At 68.8% G+C, this 25,511-nt stretch carries 27 protein-coding genes; 13 read left to right on the forward strand and 14 right to left on the reverse strand.

Translation table 11 applies throughout. The features are described 5' to 3' along the window. The first annotated feature begins 36 nt into the window (after window positions 1-36). The 8 genes from KK131_RS03595 (at window position 37) to KK131_RS03630 (ending at window position 7,409) form a co-directional block, all read left to right on the forward strand. The gene (locus KK131_RS03595; RefSeq protein ID WP_345777216.1) at window positions 37-1,491 is read left to right on the forward strand and encodes an efflux transporter outer membrane subunit; all 1,455 of its coding nucleotides are present in this window, start codon (window positions 37-39) and stop codon (window positions 1,489-1,491) included. A 133-nt stretch (window positions 1,492-1,624) separates the two neighbouring features. Beyond that, on the forward strand, window positions 1,625-2,755 hold the full coding sequence (locus KK131_RS03600; RefSeq protein WP_214555359.1) for an ABC transporter permease: 1,131 nt from the start codon (window positions 1,625-1,627) through the stop codon (window positions 2,753-2,755). Window positions 2,756-2,760: 5 nt separating this feature from the next. After that, the gene (locus tag KK131_RS03605; RefSeq protein ID WP_214555360.1) at window positions 2,761-3,513 is read left to right on the forward strand and encodes an ABC transporter ATP-binding protein; all 753 of its coding nucleotides are present in this window, start codon (window positions 2,761-2,763) and stop codon (window positions 3,511-3,513) included. Further along, window positions 3,510-4,502 (forward strand): HlyD family efflux transporter periplasmic adaptor subunit, encoded by a 993-nt coding sequence (locus KK131_RS03610; protein WP_250887131.1) that lies wholly within the window; start codon window positions 3,510-3,512, stop codon window positions 4,500-4,502. Before KK131_RS03605 ends, KK131_RS03610 begins: the two co-directional genes overlap by 4 nt. A gap of 66 nt (window positions 4,503-4,568) precedes the next feature. Further along, window positions 4,569-5,405, forward strand: coding sequence for an alpha/beta fold hydrolase (locus KK131_RS03615; protein ID WP_214555361.1), 837 nt, complete (start codon window positions 4,569-4,571; stop codon window positions 5,403-5,405). Window positions 5,406-5,407: 2 nt separating this feature from the next. Beyond that, window positions 5,408-5,785 carry an EamA family transporter gene (locus tag KK131_RS03620; protein WP_214555362.1) on the forward strand — a complete coding sequence of 126 codons (378 nt, stop codon included), beginning with the start codon at window positions 5,408-5,410 and terminating at the stop codon, window positions 5,783-5,785. Further along, entirely contained in the window at window positions 5,782-6,177 is a 396-nt protein-coding gene (locus tag KK131_RS03625; RefSeq protein ID WP_214555363.1) for an EamA family transporter, read from the forward strand. Before KK131_RS03620 ends, KK131_RS03625 begins: the two co-directional genes overlap by 4 nt. 20 nt (window positions 6,178-6,197) lie before the next feature. Next, on the forward strand, window positions 6,198-7,409 hold the full coding sequence (locus tag KK131_RS03630; protein ID WP_214555364.1) for a DegT/DnrJ/EryC1/StrS family aminotransferase: 1,212 nt from the start codon (window positions 6,198-6,200) through the stop codon (window positions 7,407-7,409). A gap of 2 nt (window positions 7,410-7,411) precedes the next feature. Here KK131_RS03630 and KK131_RS03635 read toward each other — a convergent pair whose 3' ends face one another. Together KK131_RS03635 and KK131_RS03640 are read right to left on the reverse strand one after the other, a co-directional pair. After that, complete coding sequence (locus KK131_RS03635) at window positions 7,412-8,293, reverse strand: hypothetical protein (protein ID WP_214555365.1); 882 nt, start codon at window positions 8,291-8,293, stop codon at window positions 7,412-7,414. Then, the gene (locus KK131_RS03640; RefSeq protein WP_214555366.1) at window positions 8,286-9,356 is read right to left on the reverse strand and encodes a GNAT family N-acetyltransferase; all 1,071 of its coding nucleotides are present in this window, start codon (window positions 9,354-9,356) and stop codon (window positions 8,286-8,288) included. The genes KK131_RS03635 and KK131_RS03640 overlap by 8 nt, the downstream gene beginning before the upstream one ends. Window positions 9,357-9,424: 68 nt before the next feature. Here KK131_RS03640 and KK131_RS03645 point away from each other — a divergent pair, with 68 nt between their 5' ends. Continuing rightward, complete coding sequence (locus KK131_RS03645; protein ID WP_214555367.1) at window positions 9,425-9,697, forward strand: acyl carrier protein; 273 nt, start codon at window positions 9,425-9,427, stop codon at window positions 9,695-9,697. Then, entirely contained in the window at window positions 9,697-10,929 is a 1,233-nt protein-coding gene (locus KK131_RS03650) for a beta-ketoacyl-[acyl-carrier-protein] synthase family protein (protein WP_214555368.1), read from the forward strand. The genes KK131_RS03645 and KK131_RS03650 overlap by 1 nt, the downstream gene beginning before the upstream one ends. Before the next feature lie 83 nt (window positions 10,930-11,012). Here the strand turns inward: KK131_RS03650 and KK131_RS03655 are convergent, their stop codons facing one another. Beyond that, entirely contained in the window at window positions 11,013-12,416 is a 1,404-nt protein-coding gene (locus KK131_RS03655) for an aminotransferase class III-fold pyridoxal phosphate-dependent enzyme (protein ID WP_214555369.1), read from the reverse strand. Between the two features lie 46 nt (window positions 12,417-12,462). Beyond that, window positions 12,463-13,164, reverse strand: coding sequence for an MtnX-like HAD-IB family phosphatase (locus tag KK131_RS03660; RefSeq protein ID WP_214555370.1), 702 nt, complete (start codon window positions 13,162-13,164; stop codon window positions 12,463-12,465). A gap of 139 nt (window positions 13,165-13,303) precedes the next feature. On the opposite strand from KK131_RS03660, the gene KK131_RS03665 reads away from it, so the two are divergent. Continuing rightward, complete coding sequence (locus KK131_RS03665; protein ID WP_214555371.1) at window positions 13,304-14,086, forward strand: MipA/OmpV family protein; 783 nt, start codon at window positions 13,304-13,306, stop codon at window positions 14,084-14,086. A gap of 51 nt (window positions 14,087-14,137) precedes the next feature. Here the strand turns inward: KK131_RS03665 and KK131_RS03670 are convergent, their stop codons facing one another. From KK131_RS03670 to KK131_RS03710, 9 genes are all read right to left on the reverse strand, one after another. Continuing rightward, window positions 14,138-14,452, reverse strand: coding sequence for a non-heme iron oxygenase ferredoxin subunit (locus KK131_RS03670; RefSeq protein ID WP_214555372.1), 315 nt, complete (start codon window positions 14,450-14,452; stop codon window positions 14,138-14,140). Continuing rightward, complete coding sequence (locus KK131_RS03675) at window positions 14,449-14,997, reverse strand: GNAT family N-acetyltransferase (protein ID WP_214555373.1); 549 nt, start codon at window positions 14,995-14,997, stop codon at window positions 14,449-14,451. Before KK131_RS03675 ends, KK131_RS03670 begins: the two co-directional genes overlap by 4 nt. Before the next feature lie 157 nt (window positions 14,998-15,154). Next, window positions 15,155-16,090, reverse strand: a complete 936-nt coding sequence (gene panE, locus KK131_RS03680) for a 2-dehydropantoate 2-reductase (RefSeq protein ID WP_214555374.1) — start codon at window positions 16,088-16,090, stop codon at window positions 15,155-15,157. Window position 16,091: 1 nt separating this feature from the next. Further along, window positions 16,092-17,006 (reverse strand): acyltransferase, encoded by a 915-nt coding sequence (locus KK131_RS03685; protein WP_214555375.1) that lies wholly within the window; start codon window positions 17,004-17,006, stop codon window positions 16,092-16,094. 83 nt (window positions 17,007-17,089) lie between these two features. Beyond that, a complete protein-coding gene (locus tag KK131_RS03690; protein ID WP_214555376.1) occupies window positions 17,090-18,334 on the reverse strand; it encodes a cysteine desulfurase in 1,245 nt (414 codons plus the stop codon). Between the two features lie 56 nt (window positions 18,335-18,390). Continuing rightward, the gene (sufD, locus tag KK131_RS03695; protein WP_214555377.1) at window positions 18,391-19,710 is read right to left on the reverse strand and encodes a Fe-S cluster assembly protein SufD; all 1,320 of its coding nucleotides are present in this window, start codon (window positions 19,708-19,710) and stop codon (window positions 18,391-18,393) included. Next, complete coding sequence (sufC, locus tag KK131_RS03700; RefSeq protein WP_214555378.1) at window positions 19,707-20,486, reverse strand: Fe-S cluster assembly ATPase SufC; 780 nt, start codon at window positions 20,484-20,486, stop codon at window positions 19,707-19,709. Before sufC ends, sufD begins: the two co-directional genes overlap by 4 nt. Before the next feature lie 136 nt (window positions 20,487-20,622). Continuing rightward, on the reverse strand, window positions 20,623-22,089 hold the full coding sequence (gene sufB, locus KK131_RS03705) for a Fe-S cluster assembly protein SufB (protein WP_214556640.1): 1,467 nt from the start codon (window positions 22,087-22,089) through the stop codon (window positions 20,623-20,625). Between the two features lie 8 nt (window positions 22,090-22,097). Then, the gene (locus KK131_RS03710) at window positions 22,098-22,586 is read right to left on the reverse strand and encodes an SUF system Fe-S cluster assembly regulator (protein ID WP_214555379.1); all 489 of its coding nucleotides are present in this window, start codon (window positions 22,584-22,586) and stop codon (window positions 22,098-22,100) included. 142 nt (window positions 22,587-22,728) lie between these two features. Here KK131_RS03710 and KK131_RS03715 point away from each other — a divergent pair, with 142 nt between their 5' ends. Then, the gene (locus tag KK131_RS03715; RefSeq protein ID WP_214555380.1) at window positions 22,729-23,772 is read left to right on the forward strand and encodes a phosphotransferase; all 1,044 of its coding nucleotides are present in this window, start codon (window positions 22,729-22,731) and stop codon (window positions 23,770-23,772) included. After that, entirely contained in the window at window positions 23,769-24,491 is a 723-nt protein-coding gene (murU, locus tag KK131_RS03720; RefSeq protein WP_214555381.1) for an N-acetylmuramate alpha-1-phosphate uridylyltransferase MurU, read from the forward strand. The genes KK131_RS03715 and murU overlap by 4 nt, the downstream gene beginning before the upstream one ends. Window positions 24,492-24,546: 55 nt before the next feature. Here murU and secF read toward each other — a convergent pair whose 3' ends face one another. Beyond that, window positions 24,547-25,509 (reverse strand): protein translocase subunit SecF, encoded by a 963-nt coding sequence (gene secF, locus KK131_RS03725; RefSeq protein ID WP_214555382.1) that lies wholly within the window; start codon window positions 25,507-25,509, stop codon window positions 24,547-24,549. Window positions 25,510-25,511 lie beyond the last annotated feature (2 nt).

The raw sequence follows: 25,511 nt of genomic DNA on the forward strand, positions 1-25,511 counted from the left end.
ACTGCCTCGGATCGTCGCCATGGAAAACTGCGCACCGTGCCCCTTCGACTGAGCAAGACAACCGACGACCGCTGGCTGCGCATGTGCGTGTTTGGCGTCGTCTTGTCCGGGCTGGCCGGCTGCGCCGCGCCGCTGCCCCGGCTGGCGCCGCCGGTGCCCGCGCAATGGCAGCACGCGGTCGCCGCGGACCCGGCCCCGCCGACCGACCTGCACGGCTGGTGGCACGCGTTCGCCGATCCCGCCCTCGACGCGCTGGTCGAGCGCGCGCTGGCCAACAACCTCGACGTCGCGCAGGCGGTCGAACGGCTGCGCGCCGTGCGCACCCTGCACGAACGTGCCCACGCGCGCTATCTGCCGGCGCTGGATGCACGCACCCATGACGCGATCGATCCGGACGCCAGCGCCTCGTTCTTCGTAGCCGGCTTCGACGCCAGCTGGGAGCTGGGCCTGTTCGGCCGCGCCGAGGGCACCCGGCGCGAATCGCAGGGCGCGCTGGACGCCGGCGTGGCCGACCTGCAGGCCGCCCGGGTCACCCTGGTCGCCGAAGTGGTGCGCGAGTGGATCGACCTGCGCACCGCGCAGCAGCAGGAACAGCTGCTGCAGCGGATCAGCCGGCAGCGCCGGCACGCATGGGAACTGCAGCGGACGCGGCAACGCCTGCAGCTGGCGGCGCCCGGGGCGGTGGACCAGGCGCAGGCCGCCTGGGCGCAGGCCGAAGCCGCCCTGGCTGCGCCACGCCAGGCGATCGACGCCAGTGCGCAGCGCCTGGCCGTCCTGCTCGGGCAGAACCATCCCGATCCGGCGTGGCTGCAGGCGGGCACGCCGCCCGAGCTGGGCGCCTGGCGGCTCGACGGCACCCCGGCCGAACTGCTGCGTACACGCCCCGAGATCGCCCGCGCCGAGGCGGACGTGCTGCGCACCGCCGGCGAACTGGCGCTGACCCACGCCGAGCTGTTCCCCAGCATCGGCCTCGGCGCCTCGATGGTCTGGGCCACCGACATCAACAACAACCACCGCTTTTCCACCACCCCGAACGGCATCGCGTCGGTGGGCCCGGTGATCGACATTCCGCTGTTCGACTGGGGCATGCGGCTGGCCGCCACGCACGCCAAGGCACACGAGCTGAAAGCCAGCGTGCTGGCTTACCGGCAGGCCGTGCTGCAAGGCGTGGCCGAAGTGGAAACCGCGCTGGGCAGCCTGCAGCAGCAACGCCAGCGCGAGCAGCAGGACACGCTGGCCTGGCGGGCGCTGCAGCGCGCCGACCAGGCCGTGCAGGCCCGGGTCGGGCTGCAGCTGGGCAGTCCGCTCGATCACGCCGAAAGCCAGGTCGCCGCCGACCAGGCCGCGCTCGAACTGGCCGACGCCCGCGCCGCGCGCAGCCTCGCTTATGTCGCGCTGTTCAAGGCATTGGGTGGCGCACCGCTGCCCGCTCCGGGCACGGAGCGGGCAGCGTCGACGGCAGCCGACGACGCCCACGGAGCGCCGCACTGATGGGAACCTCGAATAACACCGTCACCCCAGCGAAAGCTGGGGCCCAGTGCCGTCAAGTCATCGAAGGCAGACGCTGGATTCCTGCTTTCGCAGGAATGACGGAGTGCAGGGCAATTTTTCGAGGCTCCCACTGATGGTCGCCCTCGCGCGCAAGACGTTGGTCTACGAGTGGCGGCGCTTCCTGCCGGCGATGCTGGCGGTCGGTTTCGCCGGCCTGCTGCAGCTGCTGCAGATCGCGCTGGTGCTGGGCATCTTCGGCAGCACCAGCCTGTACATCACCGGCTCGTCGGCCGACGTGTGGGTGGGCTACCCCGGCACGCAGAGCGTGAGCCTGGGCCGCGCGATCGACGCCGATGTGGAATCGCGCCTGCTGATGGACCCGGCGGTGCAGCGGGTCGAGCCGTACCTGTGGGTCGACGGCGACTGGCGCGGGCCGCGCGAGACCGGTGGCGTCTCGGTGTTCGTCTCCGGCATCGACCCGGCCGCCGACGGGCTGATGTTCTCCAAGGCACTTTCGCCGGCGCTGCGCGCGCGGCTGGCCGAACCGGACGCGATCGTTATCGACCGCTCCGCGCAGGACCAGCTCGGCGTCGACATCGGCCAGACCGCCACCATCAACGGCCAGCAGGTGCGCGTGGTCGGCATCAGCAGCGGCCTGCGCGCGCTCGGCGGGGTCAACGTGCTGTGCTCGCTGGACACCGCGCGCCGGCTGGACAGCGACCCGACCGACACCGGCCCGACCTACCTGGTGGCGAAACTGCGCGACCCGGCCCAGGCCGAAGCGGTGGCCATGCGCCTGCGCGGCGACACCGCCTTCGGTCCGTACACGACCTGGAGCGCCGGCGATTTCGCCAAGCTCTCGGTGCGCTACTGGCTGTTCGATACCGGCGCCGGCGCCGGCGTGCTGTTCCTGGCCGGCATCGTGTTCCTGGTCGGCGCGGTGATCACCAGCCAGACCCTGATCGCCGCGGTCAACGGCTCGGTGCGCGAGTACGCCACCCTCAACGCGCTCGGCGTGGGCGTGGGCGCACTGCGCAAGGTGGTGCTGGAGCAGGCGTTCTGGGTCGGCGCGCTGGGCCTGCTCGGCGCCAGCGTGCTCGGCATCGTGCTGATGCTGCTGGCACGCAGCCAGGACGTGCCGGTGGTTCTGAACGTACCCGCCGCGCTGGGCTGCATCCTCCTGGTGCTTGGCCTCGCCGCCGTCTCCGGCCTGGCCGCGATGCGCAGCCTGCGCCGCGCCGACCCGGCCACCCTGCTGAGATAGTCGCGATGCATCCCGCCCCCGCCATCGAACCGCCGCACGCACCTGCCCTGCAGGCCGACAACGTCAGCAAGGCGTTCGTCTCCGGCCACCAGCGCACGCAGGTGCTGGACGGCTTCTCGCTCAGCATCGATGCCGGCGAGCTGACCCTGATCTCCGGCCCATCCGGCTGCGGCAAGAGCACCCTGCTGGCGATCCTCAGCGGCCTGCAGAAGGTCGACAGCGGCCGCGTGCGGGCGCTCGGCAGCGAACTGGGCCAGCTCGACCTGCGCGCGCTGGAACGCTTCCGCCTGCAGCACACCGGCTTCGTGTTCCAGGGCTTCAACCTGTTCCCCGCGCTCTCCGCGTTCGAGCAGGTCGAGCTGCCGCTGAACCACATGGGGCTGTCGCGCGACGAGGCGCGCCGGCGCGCGCAGCAGTCGCTGGAGGAGGTCGGCCTGGCGCACCGCATGCGGCTGCGCCCGTCCGAGCTGTCCGGCGGCGAGAAGCAGCGCGTGGCGATCGCCCGCGCGCTGGCCAAGCAGCCCGAGCTGCTGTTCGCCGACGAGCCGACCAGCGCACTGGACGCCGCCAACGGCCAGATCATCATCGACATCCTGCACCGGATCGCCCACGCCCACGGCACCACGGTACTGTGCGTCAGCCACGACCCGCGCCTGGTCGTCCACGCCGACCGCGTGCTGGCGATGGAAGACGGCCGCATCCTCAGCGACCGGCGCAATCATGCGCCGCGCATCGACAGCAAGGAAATTCCGTCATGAAGCCGCTCGTCATGAAGCCGCCCGCCGCCCGTCCATCACGGCATTCGACCGGCATGCGGCGGCTCGGGTATGGCTGCCTCGCGCTGACGCTGACGTGGCTGCTGGCCGCCTGCTCGCGCTCCGCCGACGCACCGAGCGGCGCCACCGCGCAGCCCGCGACCGCCTACGTCGCCGTCGCGCGCGGCAAGGTCGATATCGAAGGTGGCCTGCTGAACCTGTCGATGCCGCGTGAAGGCACGCTCGCCACGGTCGCCGTGCACGAAGGCGACCACGTCAAGCAGGGCCAGTTGCTGGCGGCGCTGGACGCCGAGCCGGCCAGGCTGGCGGTCGAGGCGGCACAAGCGCAGTTCGAGCAGGCGCAGGCGCAGCTGAAGCTGCTCGGGATCAAACAGGTTGCGGCGAAGCAGCGCGCCCAGCGACTGGCCGCCGCGGCCGCCGCCGGTGCCGGCGACGGCCAGAGCGCCGACGATGCGCGCGAAGCGGCGGCACAGGTCGATGCCGATCGGCAGTCCGCCCGCGCGGCACTGGGCATGGCCGGCCAGAAACTGGACGAGGCCCGCTACGAACTGAAGCAGCGCAGCCTGCTCGCCCCGTTCGACGCCGACGTGGTGCAGGTATCGGCCCAGCCCGGCGCCAGCGTGTCGCCTGCGTCCGGCCCCCTTTTCACCCTGCTGCCGCAGAAACCGCGGATCGTCCGCGCCGAACTCAACGACAGCTTCGCCGCGGCGATCCGCCCGGGCATGCCGGCCGAAGTGGCCGCCGACAGCGGCGGCGCGCATGCCCGCTGGAGCGCGCACGTACTGCGCGTCGGCGAAGTCTACGGGCCGGCCACGCTGGAAAACGACCCGCAAGTGCGCGCCAACGCGCGGACGGTGGAATGCGTGCTGGCGTTCGACCAGCCCGACCAGACCCGCGACCTGCGCATCGGCCAGCGCGTGATGGTGCGCTTCGGCCACGTCGCGGCGCCGGTCGCCGTGCCGAAAGACTGAGGAAACCGCCGGCTGCGAACATGGTTCGCATGAAAACCGCCGCGATCCATCCCACAGGGCAACCGCGTGATCCAGCAGACTGACTTTTTCTTCGAGGGTGGGCGCCGCGGCGTGCTGCTGATCCACGGCCTCACCGGCACGCCGATGGAAATGAAGCTGCTCGGCAAGGGCCTGAACCGCGCAGGCTTCACCGTGCACGGCATGCAGCTGGCCGGCCACTGCGGCGACGTCGACGACCTGCTCGCCACCGGCTGGCGCGACTGGTACGCCAGCGTCGAGCAGGCCGCCGACGCGATGCTCGGCAAGGTCGACCAGCTGTTCGTCGGCGGCCTGTCGATGGGCGCGCTGCTGGCGCTGAAACTGGCCGCGGACCGGCCGCGGCAGATCGCCGGCGTGGGCGTATACGGCGCCACCTTCCGCTACGACGGCTGGAGCATCCCGCCGCTGGCGCGGCTGTCGTTCCTGCTGCCGCTGCTGAAGAAACTCGGCATCGGCCGCGCCCGCAGCTTCATGGAACAGCCGCCCTACGGCATCCGCGACGAACGCCTGCGTGCGCAGGTCAGCACCGCGATGCTCAGCGGCGACAGCGCCGCTGCCGGCCTGCCCGGCAACCCGTGGTACTCGCTGGCCGAGATGTACGGCCTGGCCGCCAGCGTGCGCCGCCAGCTGCGCCAGGTCACCTCGCCCTGCCTGGTCGCCCATGCCAGCGACGACGACGTCGCCAGCCCGAAGAACGCCGCGCTGGTGATGCGCGAAGTCAATGCGCCGGCCGAACTGCTGCTGCTCGACGACAGCTACCACATGATCACCATCGACAAGGAACGGCGCACCCTGATCGATCGCTCGGCCGCGTTCTTCGACGGTATCGCCGCGTCGAACGGCACGCAGCGCGCCGCGGCCTGACGATGCCGGCGGAGGGCTCCATCTCCACCCTCGTTGCGGGCCTGTGGCTGCTCAACATCATGCTCGACACCGGCGGCCAGCTGGCGTTCAAGGCGGCCGCCGGCGACAAGGCCGCCGGCGACGGCCTGGCGCGCTGGAAACACATGGCATCCAGGCCCTGGCTGTGGCTCGGCATCGGCAGCTACGTGGTCGAATTCCTGGTGTGGATCGCGTTCCTGTCGCTGGTCCAGCTGTCCGAAGGCGTGCTGCTGGGCTCGATCAACATCGTGGCGATCATGCTCGCCGGGCGTTTCCTGTTCGGCGAGAAGCTGACCCGGCTGCGCGTCGTCGGCATCCTGCTGGTCACGCTCGGCGTGGCTATCGTGGGAGTCGGCGGATGAAGCGCTTCTACCTGTTCGGCTTCCTGCTGCTGATGGGCTTCGACACCCTCGCGCAGATCAGCTTCAAGTACGCCGGCAGCCAGGCGCTGCCGGTGGAAGCCAGCCTGGCGTGGCTGCTGCGCGTGTTCGGCCAGCCGTGGGTGTACGGCGCGGTGGTCGGCTACGTCGGCGCGTTCTTCACCTGGATGGCGCTGCTGAAACACGCGCCGATCGGCCCCGCCTTCGCCGCCTCGCACCTGGAGGTGGTGTCGGTGATGCTGCTGTCGATCTGGCTGTTCGGCGAGCGCCTCGACCTTGCCCGCGTCCTGGGTGCCGTCGCGATCATCGCCGGCATCGTCTGCCTGGGGCTCGCCGAGAGCCGCGAGCACGCGCCGGAAGTCGCCACAGCCTGAGCACCGGCTAAGCTGCGCCCATGCTGCCCCGCCGCCTCCACGAACTGCCGCCCACCGCCGGCCTGCCGCTGCGGCTGGGCGATCTGCGCCCGGGCGCACCGACGCTGGCCGACGGCGTCGCCGCGCTGCTGGGCACGCCGCCGCTGCAACTGGAATGTTCCGGCACCGCTGCGCTGCTGATCGCACTGACCACGCTGCGCGAGCTGCAGCCGCAGCGCCGCCGCGTGGTGGTGCCGGCGTTCACCTGTCCGCTGGTGGCGATCGCTGTGCAGCAGGCTGGGCTCGAATTGCAGCTGTGCGATCTGAAGCCAGGCCACTACGACATGGACCCCGCCGCGCTGCGCGCCGCCTGCGACGAGCGCACGCTGGCGATCATGCCCACCCACCTGGCCGGCCGCGTCGCCGACGTCGACGATACGCTCGCCGTCGCGCGCCAGGTCGGCGCGTACGTGATCGAGGACGCCGCGCAGGCGCTGGGCGCACGCCGCAACGGCGCCAGTGTGGGGCTGGCCGGCGACGTGGGATTTTTCAGCCTGGCCGCAGGCAAGGGCCTGTCGATCTACGAAGGCGGACTGCTGCTGGCGCGCGACCCGTCGCTGCGCGAGCGGCTGGCGCGCACCGCCGCACGCCTCGTGCCGCACAACTCCGGCATGGAATGGAAGCGCCGCATCGAACTGCTCGGCTACGCCGCGCTGTACCGGCCGTGGGGCTTGCGCCTGGCGTATGGCAACCCCCTTCGTCGTGCCCTGCGCCGTGGCGATCCGGTCGCCGCCGTGGGCGACGACTTCCCGCTGACGATTCCGCTGCATCGCGTCGGCCGCTGGCGCCAGGCCGTCGGCGCACGCGCCGCCGACCGTCTGCCGGCGTTCCTCGACCGGCTGTCGGCGCAGGCACGGCGGCGATTGCCGCGACTGCGCCAGATCGGCGGCGTCGAGCTGCTCGACGATCCCGCTGGTGCACATGGCACCTGGCCGTTTTTACTGCTATTGCTACCCGATCAAAAAAGTCGCGATGCCGCGCTGGATCAGTTGTGGTCATCCGGCTACGGCGTCAGCCGTCTGTTCATCCACGCCCTGCCCGACTACGCCTATCTCGCCGGCATCGTGCCTGCGCAGGATGTGCCGCAGGCCCGTGATTTCGCCGCACGCAGCCTCACCATCGGCAACAGTCCATGGATGACCGACGCGGATTTCGAGGCAGTCTGCGGTGCGCTGGAAGCCGTACTGCGCTGAGCTCAACCGGAGCGCCGCGCGATGGCGGCCAGAAGCTGCAGGTTCAGCGCGTGCTGCTGCGCCTGCCAGTCGTTCAACTGCGCCGGATCGACGGCCGGTTGCGCATCCAGCGCGGACAACCGGCGCTTCCACCAAGTGCGGTAGCGGTAATGCGACACCTCGCCGTTGATGTCGCTGCCGACCAGCCCGTGGCGCAGGCTGCCGATCAGTTCCAGGGCGTGCTCGGTCAGCAGCCGGCCCTGATCCCAGTTGGTATGCGCCACGACGGGGGCGAACACGTCCTTGTCGATCGACAGGTAGCTTGGCGTGGCGTGCGTGCGCTGCGACTCCACGAACGCATCGACCATCGCCGCCGGCGTGTCGAAGCTGCGGAAGGCCTGCGCCAGACCGAGCCGGCCCGACCAGCCGGTGTCCACGCCGATGCTCCAGTAGCTCAGCTTGCCGCGGCGCAGTGGTGTGAGGTAGTTCTCCCACGCGTGCCCCGCGCCGATATCGGTCGAGGTAATGCCGAGTACGTGCACATGGCTGACCTGCGGCAGCATCGCCACCCGGCGCACCCACGAGCCGCAATGCACGCCGAACGGAAAGCGCATGTTGTCCGGATGGTTGTCCAGCACCACGACCTGGAACGGCGTACCGGGCCGCAGGCGCGCGATCAGCGGCCAGCTGAGGTGATGGAAGTCGCCGCTGCCGGTGAACACCGTGCCGTAGTCGGCGGGCAGCAATTCGTCCAGCATGGCGCCGAAGCGCCGCATCGTCGCCAGCGAGCAGCCGAAGCGGACCGCTTCCTGCCAATGCTCCAGCGGCAGCACCAGGCGATTCGGGAGCGGCCCGACCGAACGGTCGATGTCGAGTACCACCGGGCGATTGGCCAGATTACTCATCGTTGGCCTCCGAGGCAGCCTGCCAGCGGCGATCGCTCTCGAAATGGCCGCCCAGGCGGCGCAGCAACGCCCGCAGCAAGGGATTGCGCGCATACACCGCGTGGCGGGTGAAGGTCATGCGGGCGCCGAGGAAGGCTTTCACTTGCGGATCGGTCCAGCCGGCCACGTAATGGCTGAGCCCGCGTTGCCGCGCATAGTCGAGATTGTGCATCCAGCTGACGAAATACAGGTTGTGCTCGCGCGCCTGCGGGTAGGCGAAGCCGACGTACTTGTCGACCAGCCTGCCGGCGTACTCGTAGCAGAGGTTCCAGCCGATCATCTTCCCGGCATGGCGATAGACGAACACCACGCCGCCGCTCCCGCCATCCTGCAGCACGGCGCGGAAGAACGCCGCGTCCAGCCGGTCGAAGTGGATTTCACTCTGCGCGTACACGTTGTCGAACAGCGCCTGGAACGCGGCCAGTGTCGTTTCGTCGTGGAAGCGCGCATCGCCGGTCGGCACCGTCTCGATCTGCAGATCGGCCAGCGAGCGCAGCTTGCGCCGGATGTTCTTCCGGCGCCCGGACGACAGCCGCGCCAGATACTCGTCGTTCGAGCCGAAGTCGATCGGCACCCACGCCAGCGCCTGGCCCTCCAGCAGCACGAAGCCGGCCGCCGCGCAGGCGCTCGCGAAGGCGCGCGCATACGCGTTGTCGGCGTCGTCCAGCAGCGGCGAATCCCGGGCGATGTCCTTCACGATCAGCAGCCGGCATTCGCGCCCATATGCCGCCTTCAGCCCCTGCGCCAACGCGACGGGGTCCACGCCCGATGGCAACGGCGCGTATTCGGACACGGTGGTGCCGGCGAAGCGCGTGCGCCAGCGCAACAGGCGACCCCAGCGCCGGTACCCCGGCAGGCCGGCCATGCGCCGGCGCAGCGCGTCGTCGGCCGTGGTCAGCAGGTCGAACGGCGCCACGAACACCGGCATGCCCTGCGCCGAATGGCCGGCCGCGAAGCCGGCCGGCGGGTGCGCCATGAAGGCTCCGAGCAGGGCATCGGGTTCGAGTTGTGCGATGAAAGGCATGCGTAAGCCAGCCTGTCTAGACTGCATGGGACATGACATTGCCGCCAGCCGCCAGGGATCTCTCCGCCATGAACGACACCATCCAGCAGCAAGTGTTCGAGATCGTCGCCAAGCAGGCCAAGACCGACGTGGCCAACGTGAAGCCCGAGTCCACCCTGAAGGATCTGGGCGTCGCCTCGCTGGAGGCGATCGAGCTGATCTTCGACATCGAGGAACACTTCAACATCAATTTCCCCGACCAGCAGGGCGCCAACTTCGACAGCGACACCGCGCAGAACCTGGTCGATGCGGTGCAAAAGGCGCTGGCCGACAAGGCTGCCGCCGGCGAGGGCTCGAAGTGATGCAAAGCCCCACCTTGCGCCGCGTGGCGATCACCGGCATGGGCGCGATCAGCCCGCTCGGCGTCGGCGCCGAGGCGCTGTGGCGGGGCCTGCGCGAAGGCCGCAGCGCGATCGGCCCGCTGCACCACCCCGACGCCGAACGGCTGCGCGTGAAGGTCGCCGCGCAGGTGCCCGACAGCTTCGACCCGGCGGCGAACATCGACGAGCGCACCCTGCCGATGCTCGACCGCACCTCGGAATTCGCGCTGCACGCGGCGCGCGAGGCGGTCGCGCAATCCGGACTGGACTTCCGCCAGGACCAGCTCGGCCTGCGCACCGCGGTGATCGTCGGCACCGGTGTGGGCGGCGAGACCACCCAGGACGAACAGAGCAGGCGCCTGTACGGGGAAAACGCCGCCCGCGCGCATCCGCTGACCATCGTGCGGCTGATGACCAACGCCTCGGCCAGCCAGATCAGCATCGCCTGGGGACTGCGCGGCCCCACCTTCGCCGTGGCCAGCGCCTGCGCCTCGGCCAACCACGCGATCATCCAGGCGGCGCAGATGATCCGCTGGGGCCTTGCCGACGCCGCCATCACCGGCGGCACCGAAGCCTGCCTCACCTACGGCGCGCTGAAGGCGTGGGAAGCCATGCGCGTACTGGCCGACGATACCTGCCGCCCGTTCAGCGTCAACCGGCGCGGCCTGGTGCTCGGCGAGGGCGCGGGCATCTTCGTGCTGGAATCCATGGAACATGCGCAGGCGCGCGGTGCCACCATCCTGGCCGAACTGGCCGGCAGCGGCATGACCGCCGACGCCACCGACATCGTGATGCCCAGCGCCGACGGCGCCGCCGCCGCGATGCGGCAGGCGCTGGACGATGCCGGACTCGCAGCGCAGGACGTCGACTACGTCAACGCCCACGGCACCGGCACCCAGGCCAACGACGTCACCGAGAGCCGCGCCATCCGGCTCGCCTTTGGCGCGCATACCGAACGCCTCGCGGTGTCCTCGACCAAGTCGATGCACGGCCACGCGCTGGGCGCTTCCGGCGCACTGGAGCTGGTGGCGGTGATCGGGGCGCTGCGCGACAGCGTGGTGCCGCCTACTGCGAACCTGGACCGGGTCGACCCGGCCTGCGACCTGGACTACGTGCCGAACGTCGGCCGGCCGATGCCGGTGCGTGCCGCACTGAGCAACTCGTTCGCGTTCGGCGGACTCAACGCGGTGCTGGCGCTCAAGCGCGCGCCGTAACAGGGCTTCACCCCGCGACAAACAAAAGAACCCGGCGACAAGTCGCCGGGTTTCTTTCGCGCGCAACCCACATGCGGCCGACATCAGCCCTTCTTGGCCTTGGTCAGCAACTGGTCCAGCAGCGCGATCGCCAGGTCGATCTCCTCATGGGTGATCTCCAGCGACGGCGCGAACGTGATCACGTTCTTGTACCAGCCGCCCACGTCGAGCACGAGGCCGATCTTCCTGCCGTTGTGCTCCAGATCGCCGGCCAGGCCGATGTCGACCATCCTGTCCAGCAGCGCCTTGTTCGGCGTGAAGCCGTCGTCCGTGCAGATCTCCGCGCGCAGCGCCAGGCCGAGGCCGTCGACGTCGCCGATTTCCTTGTGGCGCTTCTGCAGGTCGCGCAGGCCTTCGAGGAAGTGCGCGCCCTTCTTCGGCACGCTGGACTCGTAGTCCAGCTCGTGGCCCATCTTGATCACCTCCAGGCCCAGCGCGGTGCCCAGCGGGTTGGAGTTGAACGTGGAGTGGGTCGAGCCCGGCGGGAAGATCGTCGGGTTGATCAGCTCTTCGCGCGCCCACAGGCCGGACAGCGGATTCAAGCCGTTGGTGAGCGCCTTGCCGAACACCAGCACGTCCGGCGTCACGCCGAAATGCTCGATCGACCACAGCTTGCCGGTGCGCCAGAAACCCATCTGGATTTCGTCGACCACCAGCAGGATGCCGTACTGGTCGAGCACCTTCTTCAGGTCCCTGAAGAAATTTATCGGCGGGATCACGTAGCCGCCGGTGCCCTGGATCGGCTCGACGTAGAACGCGGCGTATTCGGCCTGGTTCACCTTCGGGTCCCACACGCCGTTGTATTCGGTCTCGAACAGGCGCGCGAAGTGGCGCACGCAGTCGTCGGAATACTCTTCGGGAGTCATGCCCTTCGGGCGGCGGAACGGGTACGGGAACGGGATGAACATCGCGCGCTCGCCGAAGTGGCCGAAGCGGCGGCGATAGCGGTAGCTGGAGGTGATCGACGAGGCGCCCAGGGTGCGACCGTGGTAGCCGCCTTCGAACGCGAACATCAGGCTCTTGCCGTTGCGGGCGTTGCGCACGATCTTCAGCGAATCCTCGATCGCCTGCGCGCCGCCCACGTTGAAATGCACGCGGCCGTCCAGGCCGAACTTCTTCTTTGCGTCCAGCGCCACCGTCTTGGCCAGCTCGATGCGGGTCTGGTGCAGGTACTGGCTGGCCACCTGCGGCAGGATGTCGATCTGCCGCTTCAGCACGTTGTCCAGGCGCGGGTTGCGGTAGCCGAAATTCACCGCGGAATACCACATCTGCAGGTCGAGGAACGGCACGCCGGCCGTGTCGTACATGTAGCTGCCTTCGCAGGTGCGGAAGATCTTCGGCGGGTCCACGTAGTGCACGGTGTCGCCGAACGAACTGTACTTCGCCTCGTCGGCGAGCAGCTGGGCGTCGTCGATCACGACGGAAGCGTTCTTGTCGAAAACATTCATCGGAAGTCCGGAGTCGGGGGAGAGGGATCGCACAGGCCGGCGCCGGTCAGGCCGACGTCGCCAGCGCAGGCACGGAGGGACGGTCGAACAGGCTGCCGTCGAGCAGCTGCGGCAGGAACTCGAGCGCATCCTCGAAGCCGGTGATCGGCACGTAGGGAATGCCGGCGGCGCGGCAATGCTCGATCAGGCGATGCTTGGCGAACACGAAGTCGACGTGATCGGCGGCGCAGAAATCCGACGCGCCATCGCCGATCAGCAGAGTCTTCGCACCGCCCGCGCAGGCCTGGGCGACGCAAGCGCATTTGCAGGTACCGCTGCGGCAACCCTCGGCCTGAAACGGCGAAGTCAGCTGCCACTGCTTCGGCGGCGTGCCGGGTGCCAGGTGGTTCGCCGCCAGCGGCAGGTCATCCAGGCCATAACGGGCGAGAATCCGGTGGATCGCGTAGTCGAGGCCGTCGCTGACCACGCGGATCGGCACGTCCAGCTCGCGCGCCTTCGCCACGAAACCCGGAAACGCGTGGTCGATCCACATCTCGGCCAGGTGCGCGTCGAGTTCGGCGCGACTCACCTGCAGCAGGTCGACCTGCCCGGCCATGCATTCGCGCGAACCGATGCGGCCGGCGCGCCAGTCCTGCTCCAGCACTTCCCAGCCGGGGCGGCCGAAACGGTCGAGCAGCGAATCGATCACGTCCTCGACGGAAACGGTGCCGTCGAAATCGCACAGGATGGTCCAGCCGGAAACGGGCATCGATGGCACGCTCGAATGACGATAGGGCGCAGCGTAGGAAAGCTGTCTTTCGGCGCCCTTTCCCCTTTCCGAACGGATGCTGAGTGCACGCGCCGCGTCGTCTGCCGAAGCACGTCGGCAGCACCTATGCTGCTGTCCCATGCGCGACCACCGCCCCACTCTGTTGCGACTTTGCCTGCTGTTGGCAGCGTGCCTGCCGTGGCCGCTGGGCTGCATCGCGGCGACCGACCCGGCCGTGTTCGCCGTCGGTGCCGGCATGCAGCGCATGCCCAGCTGGCCCGGCGCCAAGAATCAGCACAGCGAGCCGGTGCCGTACCTGGACATCGAACTGCCCGGCCGCGGCAGTTTCTCCACGCTGGACGGACTGCAGATCGATCTGATCCGCGGCACGGCGTGGCACGGCGGCATCCATGGCGATTACCAGTGGGGGCGTTCGCGCGACGACCTCGGCAACCTGCGCGGAAAGATCGCGTCGCTGCCGCCGCGCATCAACCTGGGCGGTTACCTGGAATGGCAGCTCACCCGGCAGATCGACGTGGGCGGCAACCTCGGCCACGACATCAACGGCGCAGGCGCCTATCTCGAGCTGTATGCCGAATGGGATCTGCCGCCGGCCGGCCTGCTCGAACACGCCGTCGCGCTGCACTGGCAGGCGATGAACGCGCCGGCGATGAACCGCTTCTTCGGTATCGGCCCGCAAGCGGCGCGCGCCCTGTCGGTGCCGGCGTGGCAGCCCGGCGCCGGCAGCCAGCTGGCCTCGCTGGAGTACGACCTGTTCATGCCCACCAGCAAGCACACCGGCGTGGCGCTGGTGCTGGTCTACGGGCGCCTGCTCGGCGGTGCCGCCGACAGTCCGCTGGTCACCCGTTACGGCTCGCGCACGCAACTGTCCGAATCATTGGCGTTCATGTACCACCTGTGAAGCCGCGCGCCGGCAGGGCCGGCATGTCATCACGGCGAGGCTCGACGGATATCAGCGGTCGTCGCGCGTCCAGATCGCGCCGTCTTCCTCGCGCACCGGGAAGCTGGCGATCGGCTCGTACGCCGGCGGTTTCGTCACCGCGCCGGTGCGCAGGTCGAAGCGTGCGCCGTGGCGCGGGCACTCCACCTCGAAACCGAACACTTCGCCGCCGGCCAGGTCGCCGCCGTCGTGAGTGCAGGCGTCCTCGACCGCGTACAGCGCGCCGTCGATGTTGTACACGGCGATCGGCGTGTCGCCGTCCCACACCACCTTGAATTCGCCCGGCAGGAAGTCGCTGCGGGTGCCGACCCTGACCCAGCCGTTCATGCGGCGATCCCGTCGAAATCCTTGCGCAGCACCTCAAAACGCAGGTCGTCGCGGCGCGGGATGCCGAAGCGCGCGTCGCCGTACGGGAACGGCTGGTATTCGCCGGTGCGCCGGTAACCGCGCCGGCCGTACCAGGCGATCAGCTCCTCGCGCTGCACGATCACCGTCATGCGCATGCAGCGGCAACGCCACTCGTCGCGCGCGATCCGCTCCGCTTCGGCCAGCACCCGTTTGCCCAGGCCGCTGCCCTGCTCGGCCGGGTCGACGGCGAACATGCCGAAGTAGCCGGCCTCGCCCTGCCGCTCGACATGGCAACTGGCCTTGAGCCGGCCGGCGGACTCGGCCAGCAGCACGCGGCTGTCGGGCCGCTCGATCAGCGCGCGCACATCGGCCGCGTCGGTGCGCTGGCCATCCAGCAGGTGCGACTCGGTGGTCCAGCCGCGCAGGCCGGACTCGCCGCGGTAGGCCGACTCGACCAGGGCCACGATGGCATCGACGTCGGCGAGGGTCGCCGCGCGGAAGGCGGGAGAAGATTGTGTGGTCATACGCGGATGATAAGGCTTCGCCGGTTCTGCCCACCATGACCTGGAACAGCCACCACCCCGTCTGCGCATGGGCTTCGACACCGGGAGCGTCTGGCGGCCGGCTTGCCCGGCCTGCCGGTTCCGCAAAGCCTCTTGGAGCCTGCCCACGGAGGGCCTGTCACGCCGGCGGCATCGACGCCCTGCCCGCCTCGTAGACCTTCAGGTGGGCATATACGGTCGCCAGCAGCGAGCGTTCGTCGCGCGACCGGTCGGCGCGGGCCAGCAGGTCGCCGATGATGTGGTCGGCCTCGATCGGATGTCCGTGCTGCAGGTCGCGCAGCATCGAGGCGGTCAGCGTGGAACCGGCCTCGGTCAGCACGCTGCGGGCGCGTTGCAGGGTCTTCTCGTCTGGTGCGTGGCCGGATCGTTCCGCCACGGCACGGCAGTCTTCCAGCAGGTCCAGCGCCGCGGCAGTGCCGCCGGGCGCCGCCACGATATCGCCGACCGAGCCGCGCATCAGGCAGGTGATCCCGGCCAGCGTGGCCAGGAAGATCCACTTGTCCCACATGTCCTGCAGGACCGTGCTGCTGGGACGCGCGTCGAAACCCGCGTCGGAAAGCGCCTGCGCGAGCTGCTGCATGCGCCCGGAAGCGCTGCTGTCGCGCTCGCCGAAGGTGAGGCTGTGCGACGTGTTGAGATGCCGCACGGCGCCCTGCGCATCCAGCGTAGCGGCGATCACGCACTGCCCGCCCAGCACGTGTTGCGCACCGAAGCGCGCGTCCAGCAGATCGAGCTGGCGCATGCCGTTGAGCAGCGGCAGGATCGCGGTCTGCGGTCCCACCGCCGGCGCGATGTCGGCCATCGCCTGCTCCAGGCCATACGCCTTGCAGCTCAGCAGGATCAGGTCGTAGTGAGTACGCAAGCCGCTCGCCAGCACGGTGGGCGGCGACGGCAGCTCGGCGTCGCCGGTGGCGCTGCGGATCTGCAGGCCCTGCTGCGCCAGCTGCGCTGCACGCTTTTCGCGCACCAGGAACGTCACGTCGCGGCCGTGCTGCAGCAGGCGACCGCCGAAATAACCACCGGTGGCGCCAGCGCCAACGATCAGAATGCGCATGTCAATCTCCTGTCGGTGCGGCATCCGCCGCCATCAGCATGCGTCCGGCCTGGACGTCCTTCTCGCTCCACAGCGTATTCACCCACAGCTTGACCCGTCCGCGAAACGCCGCGTCCTCGTCGTAGCTGCCCACGAGTGCCGCGTCGATCGGCAGCTCGCGCACGTGCACGCGGATATCGCGCACGCGGCCGGCGATGAGATCCATCATCGTGGGGCGGCCCTGCGGGTAAACGATGGTGACGTCGAGGATCGCGTGCAGCGCGTCGCCCATCGCGTCGAGCACGAACGCCAGGCCGCCGGCCTTCGGCCGCAGCAGGTGGCGGTAGGGCGAGGACTGCGCATCGTGCTTGGCCGGCGTGAAGCGGGTGCCTTCGACGAAGTTCATCACCGAGACCGGCATGTGGCGGAATTTCTCGCAGGCGCGGCGGGTGGCCTCCCGGTCCTTGCCCTGCAGCTCGGGATGCCGGAGCAGGGTTTCCTTCGAGTAGCGTTTCATGAAGGGAAAATCCAGCGCCCACCACGCCGGTCCCAGCAAGGGCACCCAGATCAGCTGGCTCTTCAGGAAGAAACGCAGGAACGGGATGCGCCGGTTGAACACCTTCTGCAGCACCGGAATGTCCACCCAGCTCTGGTGGTTGCACAGCACCAAGTAATTGCCGTCGCGGCGCAGGCCGTCCATCCCTTCCACCTGCCAGCGGATGCGGGTGAACACGCCGAACAGGACGTTGTTGACGCCGATCCAGCTCTCCGCGATCACCACCAGCACGCGCGAACAGGCCAGCCGCACCGCACGCACCGGCACGATCACCTTGACCAGGGTGAACGCGAACAGCGGCGCGACGTGCAGCAGGATGTTGAGGGCAAGCAGCAGCATCGCCAACGGGATGCGAAGCGGTCGGGGCAGCGTGGCGAGCATGGGTCGGTCACTGGTGGAAAGCTGGGGAACATGATGCCCTGCCGGCAATGGAAGAGCGATGCGGTCGGTTGACGCCGCCGGCTTCACATCAGCAGCTTGCGCACCTTGAGCAGGGCCACGATGAACGCGTCGATCTCCTCGCGCGTGTTGTAGAACGCCAGCGAGGCGCGCAGCGTGGCGGGCACGCCGTAGAACTGCATCAGCGGATGCGCGCAGTGATGGCCGGAACGCACGGCGACGCCCTGCAGGTCGAGCAGGGTGGCCATGTCGGTGGCCTGGGCGCCTTCCAGCAGGAACGAGATCACCGGCTCCTTCTCTTCCGCCTCGCCGAAGATGCGGATGCCGGGAATCTCGCGCAGGCGCTCGGTGGCGTAGTGCAGCAGTTGCTGCTCCCACGCGTGGATCGCGGCGAAACCCACCGACGCGTAGTAGTCGATCGCCGCCGATATCCCGACGAAGCCGGCGATGTTCGGCGTGCCGGCCTCGAACTTGTGCGGCGGCGCGGCGAACGTGGTGCCGCTGAAGCGCACCTCGCGGATCATCTCGCCGCCGCCGAAGAACGGCGGCATCGCCTCCAGGTGTTCGCGCTTCGCCCACAGCACGCCGGTGCCGGTGGGCCCGAGCATCTTGTGCCCGGTGACCGCGTAGAAATCGCAGCCCAGCGCCTGCACGTCGACCGGCCGGTGCGGCGCCGCCTGCGAGCCGTCCACCAGCAGCGCGATGCCGCGTTTTTTGCATTCGCGCGCGATCTCGCGCACCGGGTTGACCGTGCCCAGCACGTTGGAGACGTGGGTGACGCAGGCCAGCTTCACCTCCGGCGTCAGCATGTCGACGTACTTCTCCACGATCAGCTCGCCGCGCTCGTCGATCGGCGCGGCCTTGACCGTAGCGCCGCTGCGCGCGGCCACCAGCTGCCACGGCACGATGTTGGCGTGATGCTCCATCACCGTGGTGAGGATCGCATCGCCGGCGTTCAGTCGCGGCAGCGCGTAGCTGTAGGCAACCAGGTTGACCGACTGGGTGGTGCCGGAGGTGAGGATCACCTCGTTGCGCGACGGCGCGTTGATGAAGCCCGCCAGCTTGTCGCGCGCGCCTTCGTAGGCGGCGGTGGCCTCTTCGCCGAGCTGGTGCACCGCGCGCGCCACGTTCGCGTTGTGCCGGCGATAATGCGCGTCCACTGCCTCGATCACCGACAGCGGCTTCTGGCTGGTGTTGGCGTTGTCGAGATAGACCAGCGGCTTGTCGTGCACGCTGCGCGCCAGCAGCGGGAAATCCGCGCGGATGCGCTGGACGTCGAAGACGGTGGGCGTGCTGGCTTGTGCGTTCATCTTCGGCGTTTCCGTAGGTGGCTCCCTCTCCCTGCAGGCGGGAGGGAGAAAAAAGATCAAGCCGGCAATTGCGCGATCAGCAAGCCCGACAGATGCTTGCGCAGCGCCTCGTTCGGCAGGTCGTCCAGTACGGCACGGCAGAACGCGGCGGTCAGCAACGCACGCGCCTCGGCCAACGGGATGCCGCGCGAACGCAGGTAGAACAGAGCGCGTTCGTCGAGCTGGCCCACGGTGGCGCCATGCGCGGCCTTCACTTCGTCGGCGTAGATTTCCAGCTCCGGCTTGGTGTCGATCTCGGCGGTCGGCGACAGCAGCAGGTTCTTGTTGTTGAGGCTGGCATCGCTGCCGTCGGCGCCGGGGGCCACCACGATCGCGCCGCGGAATACCCCACGCGCGCGGTCGTTGGCGACGCCGCGCCAGTTGGACGTGGAGGTGGTGTGCAGCGCCTGGTGGCGGATCGCCAACTGGGTATCGACATGCTGGCGGCCGTGCGGCATGAACGCGCCACGGGTATGCAGCTGCGCCGCGTCGCCGACCAGCTCGGCCTGCAGGTCGTGCCGCACCAGCGCGCCGCCCAGCTCCAGCACGTGCAGCAACGCCTGTGCGCGTGCGTGCAGGCGCAGGCTGCTGCGGCGAATCAGGTTCGCGCCGGGCGCGGCGTTCTGCAGCACGGCGTGGTGAAGCTGCGCGCCATCGCGCAGCACGATATCGCTGACCAGGGTGGCCAGTTGGGCCTGTTCGCCGCTGCTCGCGTAGTGCTCGACCAGGCTCAGCGAGGCGCCCTCGCCCAGCTCGATCAGGTTGCGCGCATGCCAAGCCAGTTCGGCTTCGGCCGCGGCACCGACGAAGACCATGTGCACCGGCGCACTGATCTTCGCGTGGGCGGCGACCCGCAGCACCACGCCGTCGCCGGCGCTGGCGGCGTTGATCCGCACGAACGCATCGGCGGCTTCGCGGACATGCCCGACCAGGGCCGGCCGCGACAGCGCGAAGCGCAGCGGCTCCGCATCGCCGCGCAGCGCCTGCGACAGCGGCTGCAGCGAAAGCCCGTCGGGCAGCGCATCGGACGCCGACAGGTCGGCGCGGAACACGCCGTTGACGAAGACCAGCCGCGGCCCGTCGACGCCGGGCAATGCGAACGTCGCCGCATCGACGACACGCGTTGCGGCGGCGGCATCGCCAGCGGCGAAGCTGCGCTGGCCGAGTCCGCGCAACGCGGTGTACTTCCACGCCTCGACCCGCGTATCGGGCAGGCCGCCGGCGGCGAACGCCGCGCGATTCTCGCGCCGCGCCGCGTCCAGCCAGGCGATGCCGCTGTCCGGCAGCGGGGCGTCGAGCAGCGACGCAACCAACGGCAGGGATGCCGGCTGGCTCATGCCACGGCTCCCGCCTGATGCGAGCCCGCCGGATGGCTCGAGCCGATGCCGGCATAGCCGTGCTCTTCCAGCTTCAGCGCCAGCGACTTGTCGCCGCTCTCGACGATGCGGCCGTCGGCCAGCACGTGCACGAAATCCGGCACCACGTAATCGAGCAGGCGCTGGTAGTGGGTGATCATCAGGAACGCGCGCCCCGGCGAACGCAGCGTGTTGACGCCCTGCGCGACCTGCTTCAGCGCGTCGATGTCCAGGCCCGAATCGGTCTCGTCGAGGATCGCCAGCTGCGGCTCCAGCACGGCCATCTGGAAGATCTCGTTGCGCTTCTTCTCGCCGCCGGAGAAACCTTCGTTGACGGCACGATGCAGCAGCTCGTCGGAGATCTGCATCACCTTCAGTTTCTCGCGCACCAGCTTGAGGAACTGCATGGAGTCCAGTTCCTTCTCGCCGCGCACCTTGCGCTGCGCGTTCAAGGCCGCACGCAGGAAATAGGTGTTGTTGACGCCGGGAATCTCCACCGGGTACTGGAACGCCAGGAACACGCCGGCCGCGGCACGCGCTTCCGGCGCCAGCGCCAGCAGGTCGATGCCGTTGTAGGTCACCGTGCCGGCGGTTACCTCGTAACCGTCGCGACCGGAGAGCACGTTGCCCAGCGTCGACTTGCCGGCGCCGTTCGGCCCCATGATCGCGTGCACTTCGCCCGCGTTCACGCTGAGGCTGAGCCCCTTGAGGATTTCCTTGCCCTCGACGCGGGCGTGCAGGTTTTCGATTTTCAGCATGTTTGTTCCTGGTCTTGAGCCCCTCTCCCGCCGGGAGAGGGGTTGGGGTGAGGGTTCGGCTGGAACGGAATACACGCTCCGCCCGTACCCTCATCCGCCCTGCGGGCACCTTCTCCCGGAGGGAGAAGGGAAAACATCAACCAACGGCGCCTTCCAGCGACACCTCGAGCAGCTTCTTCGCTTCCACCGCGAACTCCATCGGCAGCTCGCGGAAGACCTGCTTGCAGAAGCCGTCGACGATCATCGACACGGCGTCCTCTTCCGGTATGCCGCGCGCGCGGCAGTAGAACATCTGGTCGTCGGAGATCTTCGAGGTGGTGGCCTCGTGCTCGACGATCGCGGTGGGGTTCTTCACTTCCATGTACGGGAAGGTGTGCGCGCCGCATTTCTTGCCGATCAGCAGGCTGTCGCACTGGGTGTAGTTGCGCGCGCCCTCGGCGCCCTTCTCCATCTTCACCAGGCCGCGGTAGCTGTTCGAGCTGCGCCCGGCGCTGATGCCCTTGGAGACGATCTTCGACTTGGTGTACTTGCCGAGGTGGATCATCTTGGTGCCGGTGTCGGCCTGCTGGAAGTGATGGGTCAGCGCCACCGAGTAGAACTCGCCGACCGAACGGTCGCCGCGCAGCACCACGCTGGGGTATTTCCAGGTGATCGCCGAGCCGGTTTCCACCTGGGTCCAGCTGATCTTGGAATCGTCGCCGCGGCAGTCGCCGCGCTTGGTCACGAAGTTGTAGATGCCGCCCACGCCGTTCTCGTCGCCGGGATACCAGTTCTGCACGGTGGAGTACTTGATCTGCGCCTTTTCCAGCGCGACCAGTTCCACCACCGCCGCATGCAGCTGGTTCTCGTCGCGCTTCGGCGCGGTGCAGCCTTCGAGGTAGGAGACGTGGGCGCCTTCCTCGGCCACGATCAGGGTGCGTTCGAACTGGCCGGTGTTCTGCGCGTTGATGCGGAAATAGGTGCTCAGTTCCATCGGGCAGCGCACGCCCCTGGGGATGAACACGAAGCTGCCGTCGGAGAACACCGCCGAGTTCAGCGCGGCGAAGAAGTTGTCGCCGGTGGGCACCACGCTGCCGAGGTATTTCTGCACGATGTCCGGGTATTCGCGGATCGCCTCGCTCATCGAGCAGAACAGCACGCCGGCATCGGCCAGTTGCTTGCGAAACGTGGTGCCGACCGAGACCGAGTCGAACACCGCATCCACCGCCACGCCGGCCAGCGCGGCGCGCTCGTGCAGCGGCACGCCCAGCTTCTCGTAGGTTTCCAGCAGCGCCGGGTCCACTTCGGCCAGCGACTTCGGCGCCACCTTGGGTGCGGCGTAATAGCTGATCGCCTGGTAGTCGATCGGGTCGATGTTGAGCTTGGCCCAGTCGGGCTTGGGCATGGTCAGCCAGTGCCGGTAGGCCTCGAGCCGCCACTCGGTCATCCACTCGGGCTCGTGCTTGATCGCGGACAGCGCGCGGATGGTTCCCTCGTCCAGGCCCGGCGGCAGGCCGGTCATCTCGATCTCGGTGATGAAACCGGCGCTGTAGCTGCGGCCAAGGACCTCGGCCACGCCCGCGTTGTCGCGCAGCGTGGCGGCGGTGCTGCTCTGGTTGTTCATGATCTCGTTCATTCGGTGGTGATCCGGCGGGCTTTCGCCGGCATGGCGATCTCGCTCAGCGGCACGGCGGTGATCCTGCGCGATGGCCGTGGCGGCTGCGGCTTGAGCATGTCGGCCAGGCTGACCGCGCGCAGTGCGTTGTCCAGCACGTTGTTGACCAGTTGCCAGCTGCCGCGCACGCCGCATTGCGACTCGCGATCGCACTGGCCTTCGGCCACGCTGCACTCGGTCATGCCGATCGGGCCTTCCAGCGCCTCGACGATCTCGGCCAGCGAGATCTCGCCGGCCGGCCGGGCCAGCCGGTAGCCGCCGTTGACGCCGCGGAACGACTCGACCAGCGCGGCATGGCTGAGCGCCTTCAGGAGCTTGCTTACCGTAGGCAGTTCCAGCCGCGCCTCGTCGGCGATCTGCACCGTGCTGAGCACCTCGGTCGGGTGCGCGGCGATGCAGGTCATCACCACGGTGGCGTAATCGGTCAGTCGGCTGACGCGGAGCATGGGGGGCGCTCGGGCTGGCTATTTGAATCGGGACTAAAATGGTACTGATTCGACGCCGCGCGGTCAATGCCGCGGTGTTCACCGCCTCGTCACGACGCCGGCGGATCGCTAAGCTGGCGCCATCCCGCTGCCCATGGTTGCCATGACTCCGATCCCCGACCGCGCCGCCGCCCGCCTCGCCTGGACCCGCCACGTGCTGGACGACGCCAGCCTGACCCTGGAATCCGCCTCGGCCGACGCCAGTTTCCGCAGCTACTGGCGCACCCGGCACGCCGGACACAGCTGGGTGGTGATGGACTCGCCGCCGGCGCAGGAGGATCCGCGGCCCTGGCTGGAAATCGGCGCCCGGCTGTCCGCCGCCGGCCTGCACGTGCCGGCGGTGCAGGCACAGGACCTCGAACAGGGTTTCCTGCTGATCGAGGATCTCGGCTCGCAGTTGTACCTGCCCGCCCTGAACGACAACACGGTGGATGCGCTGTACGGCGACGCGATGGACGCCCTGCTGCGCATGCAGCGCGACGTGGACACCGCCGGCATGCAGCCATACGACCACGCCTTCCTCCAGCGCGAGCTGGAGATCATGCCGGAGTGGTTTCTGCGGCGGCACCTGGGCTACACGCCCCAGTGCGAGGAGTGGGACGTGCTGGAGTCGGCGTTCACCGTGCTGCTGAAGAACGCGCTGGAGCAACCGCGCTGCTTCGTGCATCGCGACTACCACAGCCGCAACCTGCTGATCGTCGCGAGCGACAACCCCGGCATCATCGCGCCGGGGCTCTTGAGCCCCGGAATCATCGACTTCCAGGGAGCCTTGTTCGGCCCGATCACCTACGACCTCGCCTCGCTGCTGCGCGACTGCTACATCGTGTGGGACCGCGCCCGCGTGGAAGCCTGGGCCGAAAGCTACCGTCGGCGCCTGCAGGCCACGCGGCTGATCGCCGCGGACGTCGACCGCGAACGCTTCCTGCGCTGGTTCGACCTGATCGGCCTGCAGCGCCACATCAAGGTGCTCGGCATCTTCTGCCGGCTGTACTACCGCGACGGCAAGCACGGCTACCTCGACGACCTGCCGCGCGTGTACGGCTACGTGGTCGACGTGGCCGGGCGCTACCCCGAGCTGGCCGATTTCGTAGCGCTGCTGCGGCGCCATGTCGGCGCACGCGACCTGCGCCTGCCGGTGGCCGCATGAGGCACGCGCTGATCTTCGCCGCCGGCCTCGGCGAACGCATGCGCCCGCTGACCGACCGCACGCCCAAGCCGCTGTTGAGCGTGGGCGGCAAGCCGCTGATCGTGCGGCACCTGGAAAAACTCGCCGCGGCCGGCGTGCATTACGTGGTGATCAACACCTCGCACCTGGCCGAACAGTTTCCTGACGTACTGGGCGACGGCTCGCGCTGGGGCCTGCGCATCCGCTATGCATACGAGGGCCCGACGCCGCTGGAAACCGGCGGCGGCATGCTGAATGCGCTGCCGCTGCTGGGCAGCGCGCCGTTCATCGCGGTCAACGGCGACATCTGGTGCGACGCCGATTTTGCCGCCTTGCCCAACGAGCCCGCCGGTCTTGCCCATCTGCTGCTGGTCGACAACCCGCCGCAGCACCCGCTGGGCGATTTTGCGCTGGATGCGCAGGGCATCGTGCACGACGAGGGCGACGCGCGGCTGACCTTCAGCGGGATCGGCGTGTATCGGCAGGAGTTGCTGCGTGGCTGGCGCGAGGTGATCGGCAACGCTGCCGGCACGGAAATGCAGCCGCCACGCTTCCGGCTCACGCCGCTGTTGCGCGCGGCGATGGCGAATGGCGCGGTCAGCGGCAGCCACTACCGGGGGGCGTGGACCGACGTGGGTACGCCGCAGCGGCTGGCACAGCTGGAAGCGGAACTGCGCGGATGGCGCGCACGGATGACTTGAACGAAAAACGGCCCGGTACAAACCGGGCCGCTGTGTTTCGACAGAGTCGGTGCGCTTACGGACGTCGCGCCAGTTCCGGGTTTTCCCTGGTCACCGGCATCAGGTCCTTCTTCGACACGCCCAGCCACAGCAGGATCGGGCTGGCCACGAAGATCGAGGACAGCGTGCCGACCACGATGCCGATCAGCATGGTGATGGCGAAGCCGTGCACCGCGGTGCCGCCGAAGAAGTACAGCGCGCCCATGGTGATGCCGGTGAACAGCGAGGTGATGATGGTTCGCGACAGCGTGTTGTTGATCGAGCGGTTGAGGATCTCCTCCGGCTCGGCCTTGCGCGCCAGCCGGAACAGTTCGCGGATACGGTCGAACACCACCACCTTGTCGTTGATCGAGTAGCCGATCACCGCCAGCACCGAGGCCAGCACGGTCATGTCGAACTCGCGCTGCACCAGCGCAAGGATGCCCAGCGTCACCAGCGTGTCGTGCACTTCGGTAGCCACTGCGGCAATCGCGAAGCGACGCTCGAAGCGGATCCACAGGTAGAACATGATGCCGAGGATCACGAACACCGCGGCCACCGTGCCGTCGCTGCGCAGCTCCTGGCCCACCTGAGCGCTGACGTAGTCGCGGCTCTTCAACTTCGCGTCCGGACGGGCCACGTGCAGCACCTTGATCACGTCGGCGGCGATGCGGTCGAGATTGAACTTGCCGGCAGCGTCGACGGCGCCGGGGTCGTCCTTCGGCTGCAACCGGATCGACACCTCGCGGGTACCACCCAGGCTCTGCACCATCGCATTGTGGATGCCGCCCTTCTCCAGCGCGCCGCGCACCTCGGAGATTTCCACCGACTGGTTGTAGTCGACCACCATCGACACGCCGCCGGTGAAATCCAGACCGTAGTTGAGACCCTTGAACGCGATCAGCCCGATCGAGGCCACCATCAGGAAAATAGCGATGGCAATGGTGTATTTGCGCATCCCCAGGAAGTGGATGTTGCTGTCGTGATTGAAAATTTCCATGG

The organism is Rhodanobacter sp. LX-99, from assembly GCF_018599185.1.
Taxonomy (GTDB): Bacteria; Pseudomonadota; Gammaproteobacteria; order Xanthomonadales; family Rhodanobacteraceae; genus Rhodanobacter.

Excerpts from the sequence above, each read along its gene's own strand:
- secF (WP_214555382.1), bottom strand. The coding sequence starts at position 25,509 with ATGGAAATTTTCAATCACGACAGCAACATCCACTTCCTGGGGATGCGC.
- KK131_RS03660 (WP_214555370.1), bottom strand. The coding sequence starts at position 13,164 with ATGCCCGTTTCCGGCTGGACCATCCTGTGCGATTTCGACGGCACCGTT.
- KK131_RS03620 (WP_214555362.1), top strand. The coding sequence starts at position 5,408 with ATGCCGGCGGAGGGCTCCATCTCCACCCTCGTTGCGGGCCTGTGGCTG.
- KK131_RS03670 (WP_214555372.1), bottom strand. The coding sequence starts at position 14,452 with ATGAACGGCTGGGTCAGGGTCGGCACCCGCAGCGACTTCCTGCCGGGC.
- murU (WP_214555381.1), top strand. The coding sequence starts at position 23,769 with ATGAGGCACGCGCTGATCTTCGCCGCCGGCCTCGGCGAACGCATGCGC.
- KK131_RS03610 (WP_250887131.1), top strand. The coding sequence starts at position 3,510 with ATGAAGCCGCTCGTCATGAAGCCGCCCGCCGCCCGTCCATCACGGCAT.
- KK131_RS03645 (WP_214555367.1), top strand. The coding sequence starts at position 9,425 with ATGAACGACACCATCCAGCAGCAAGTGTTCGAGATCGTCGCCAAGCAG.
- KK131_RS03605 (WP_214555360.1), top strand. The coding sequence starts at position 2,761 with ATGCATCCCGCCCCCGCCATCGAACCGCCGCACGCACCTGCCCTGCAG.
- KK131_RS03600 (WP_214555359.1), top strand. The coding sequence starts at position 1,625 with ATGGTCGCCCTCGCGCGCAAGACGTTGGTCTACGAGTGGCGGCGCTTC.
- KK131_RS03630 (WP_214555364.1), top strand. The coding sequence starts at position 6,198 with ATGCTGCCCCGCCGCCTCCACGAACTGCCGCCCACCGCCGGCCTGCCG.
- sufC (WP_214555378.1), bottom strand. The coding sequence starts at position 20,486 with ATGCTGAAAATCGAAAACCTGCACGCCCGCGTCGAGGGCAAGGAAATC.
- sufB (WP_214556640.1), bottom strand. The coding sequence starts at position 22,089 with ATGAACAACCAGAGCAGCACCGCCGCCACGCTGCGCGACAACGCGGGC.
- KK131_RS03635 (WP_214555365.1), bottom strand. The coding sequence starts at position 8,293 with ATGAGTAATCTGGCCAATCGCCCGGTGGTACTCGACATCGACCGTTCG.
- sufD (WP_214555377.1), bottom strand. The coding sequence starts at position 19,710 with ATGAGCCAGCCGGCATCCCTGCCGTTGGTTGCGTCGCTGCTCGACGCC.
- KK131_RS03675 (WP_214555373.1), bottom strand. The coding sequence starts at position 14,997 with ATGACCACACAATCTTCTCCCGCCTTCCGCGCGGCGACCCTCGCCGAC.
- KK131_RS03685 (WP_214555375.1), bottom strand. The coding sequence starts at position 17,006 with ATGCTCGCCACGCTGCCCCGACCGCTTCGCATCCCGTTGGCGATGCTG.
- KK131_RS03650 (WP_214555368.1), top strand. The coding sequence starts at position 9,697 with ATGCAAAGCCCCACCTTGCGCCGCGTGGCGATCACCGGCATGGGCGCG.
- KK131_RS03640 (WP_214555366.1), bottom strand. The coding sequence starts at position 9,356 with ATGCCTTTCATCGCACAACTCGAACCCGATGCCCTGCTCGGAGCCTTC.
- KK131_RS03715 (WP_214555380.1), top strand. The coding sequence starts at position 22,729 with ATGACTCCGATCCCCGACCGCGCCGCCGCCCGCCTCGCCTGGACCCGC.
- panE (WP_214555374.1), bottom strand. The coding sequence starts at position 16,090 with ATGCGCATTCTGATCGTTGGCGCTGGCGCCACCGGTGGTTATTTCGGC.
- KK131_RS03710 (WP_214555379.1), bottom strand. The coding sequence starts at position 22,586 with ATGCTCCGCGTCAGCCGACTGACCGATTACGCCACCGTGGTGATGACC.
- KK131_RS03625 (WP_214555363.1), top strand. The coding sequence starts at position 5,782 with ATGAAGCGCTTCTACCTGTTCGGCTTCCTGCTGCTGATGGGCTTCGAC.
- KK131_RS03690 (WP_214555376.1), bottom strand. The coding sequence starts at position 18,334 with ATGAACGCACAAGCCAGCACGCCCACCGTCTTCGACGTCCAGCGCATC.
- KK131_RS03665 (WP_214555371.1), top strand. The coding sequence starts at position 13,304 with ATGCGCGACCACCGCCCCACTCTGTTGCGACTTTGCCTGCTGTTGGCA.
- KK131_RS03655 (WP_214555369.1), bottom strand. The coding sequence starts at position 12,416 with ATGAATGTTTTCGACAAGAACGCTTCCGTCGTGATCGACGACGCCCAG.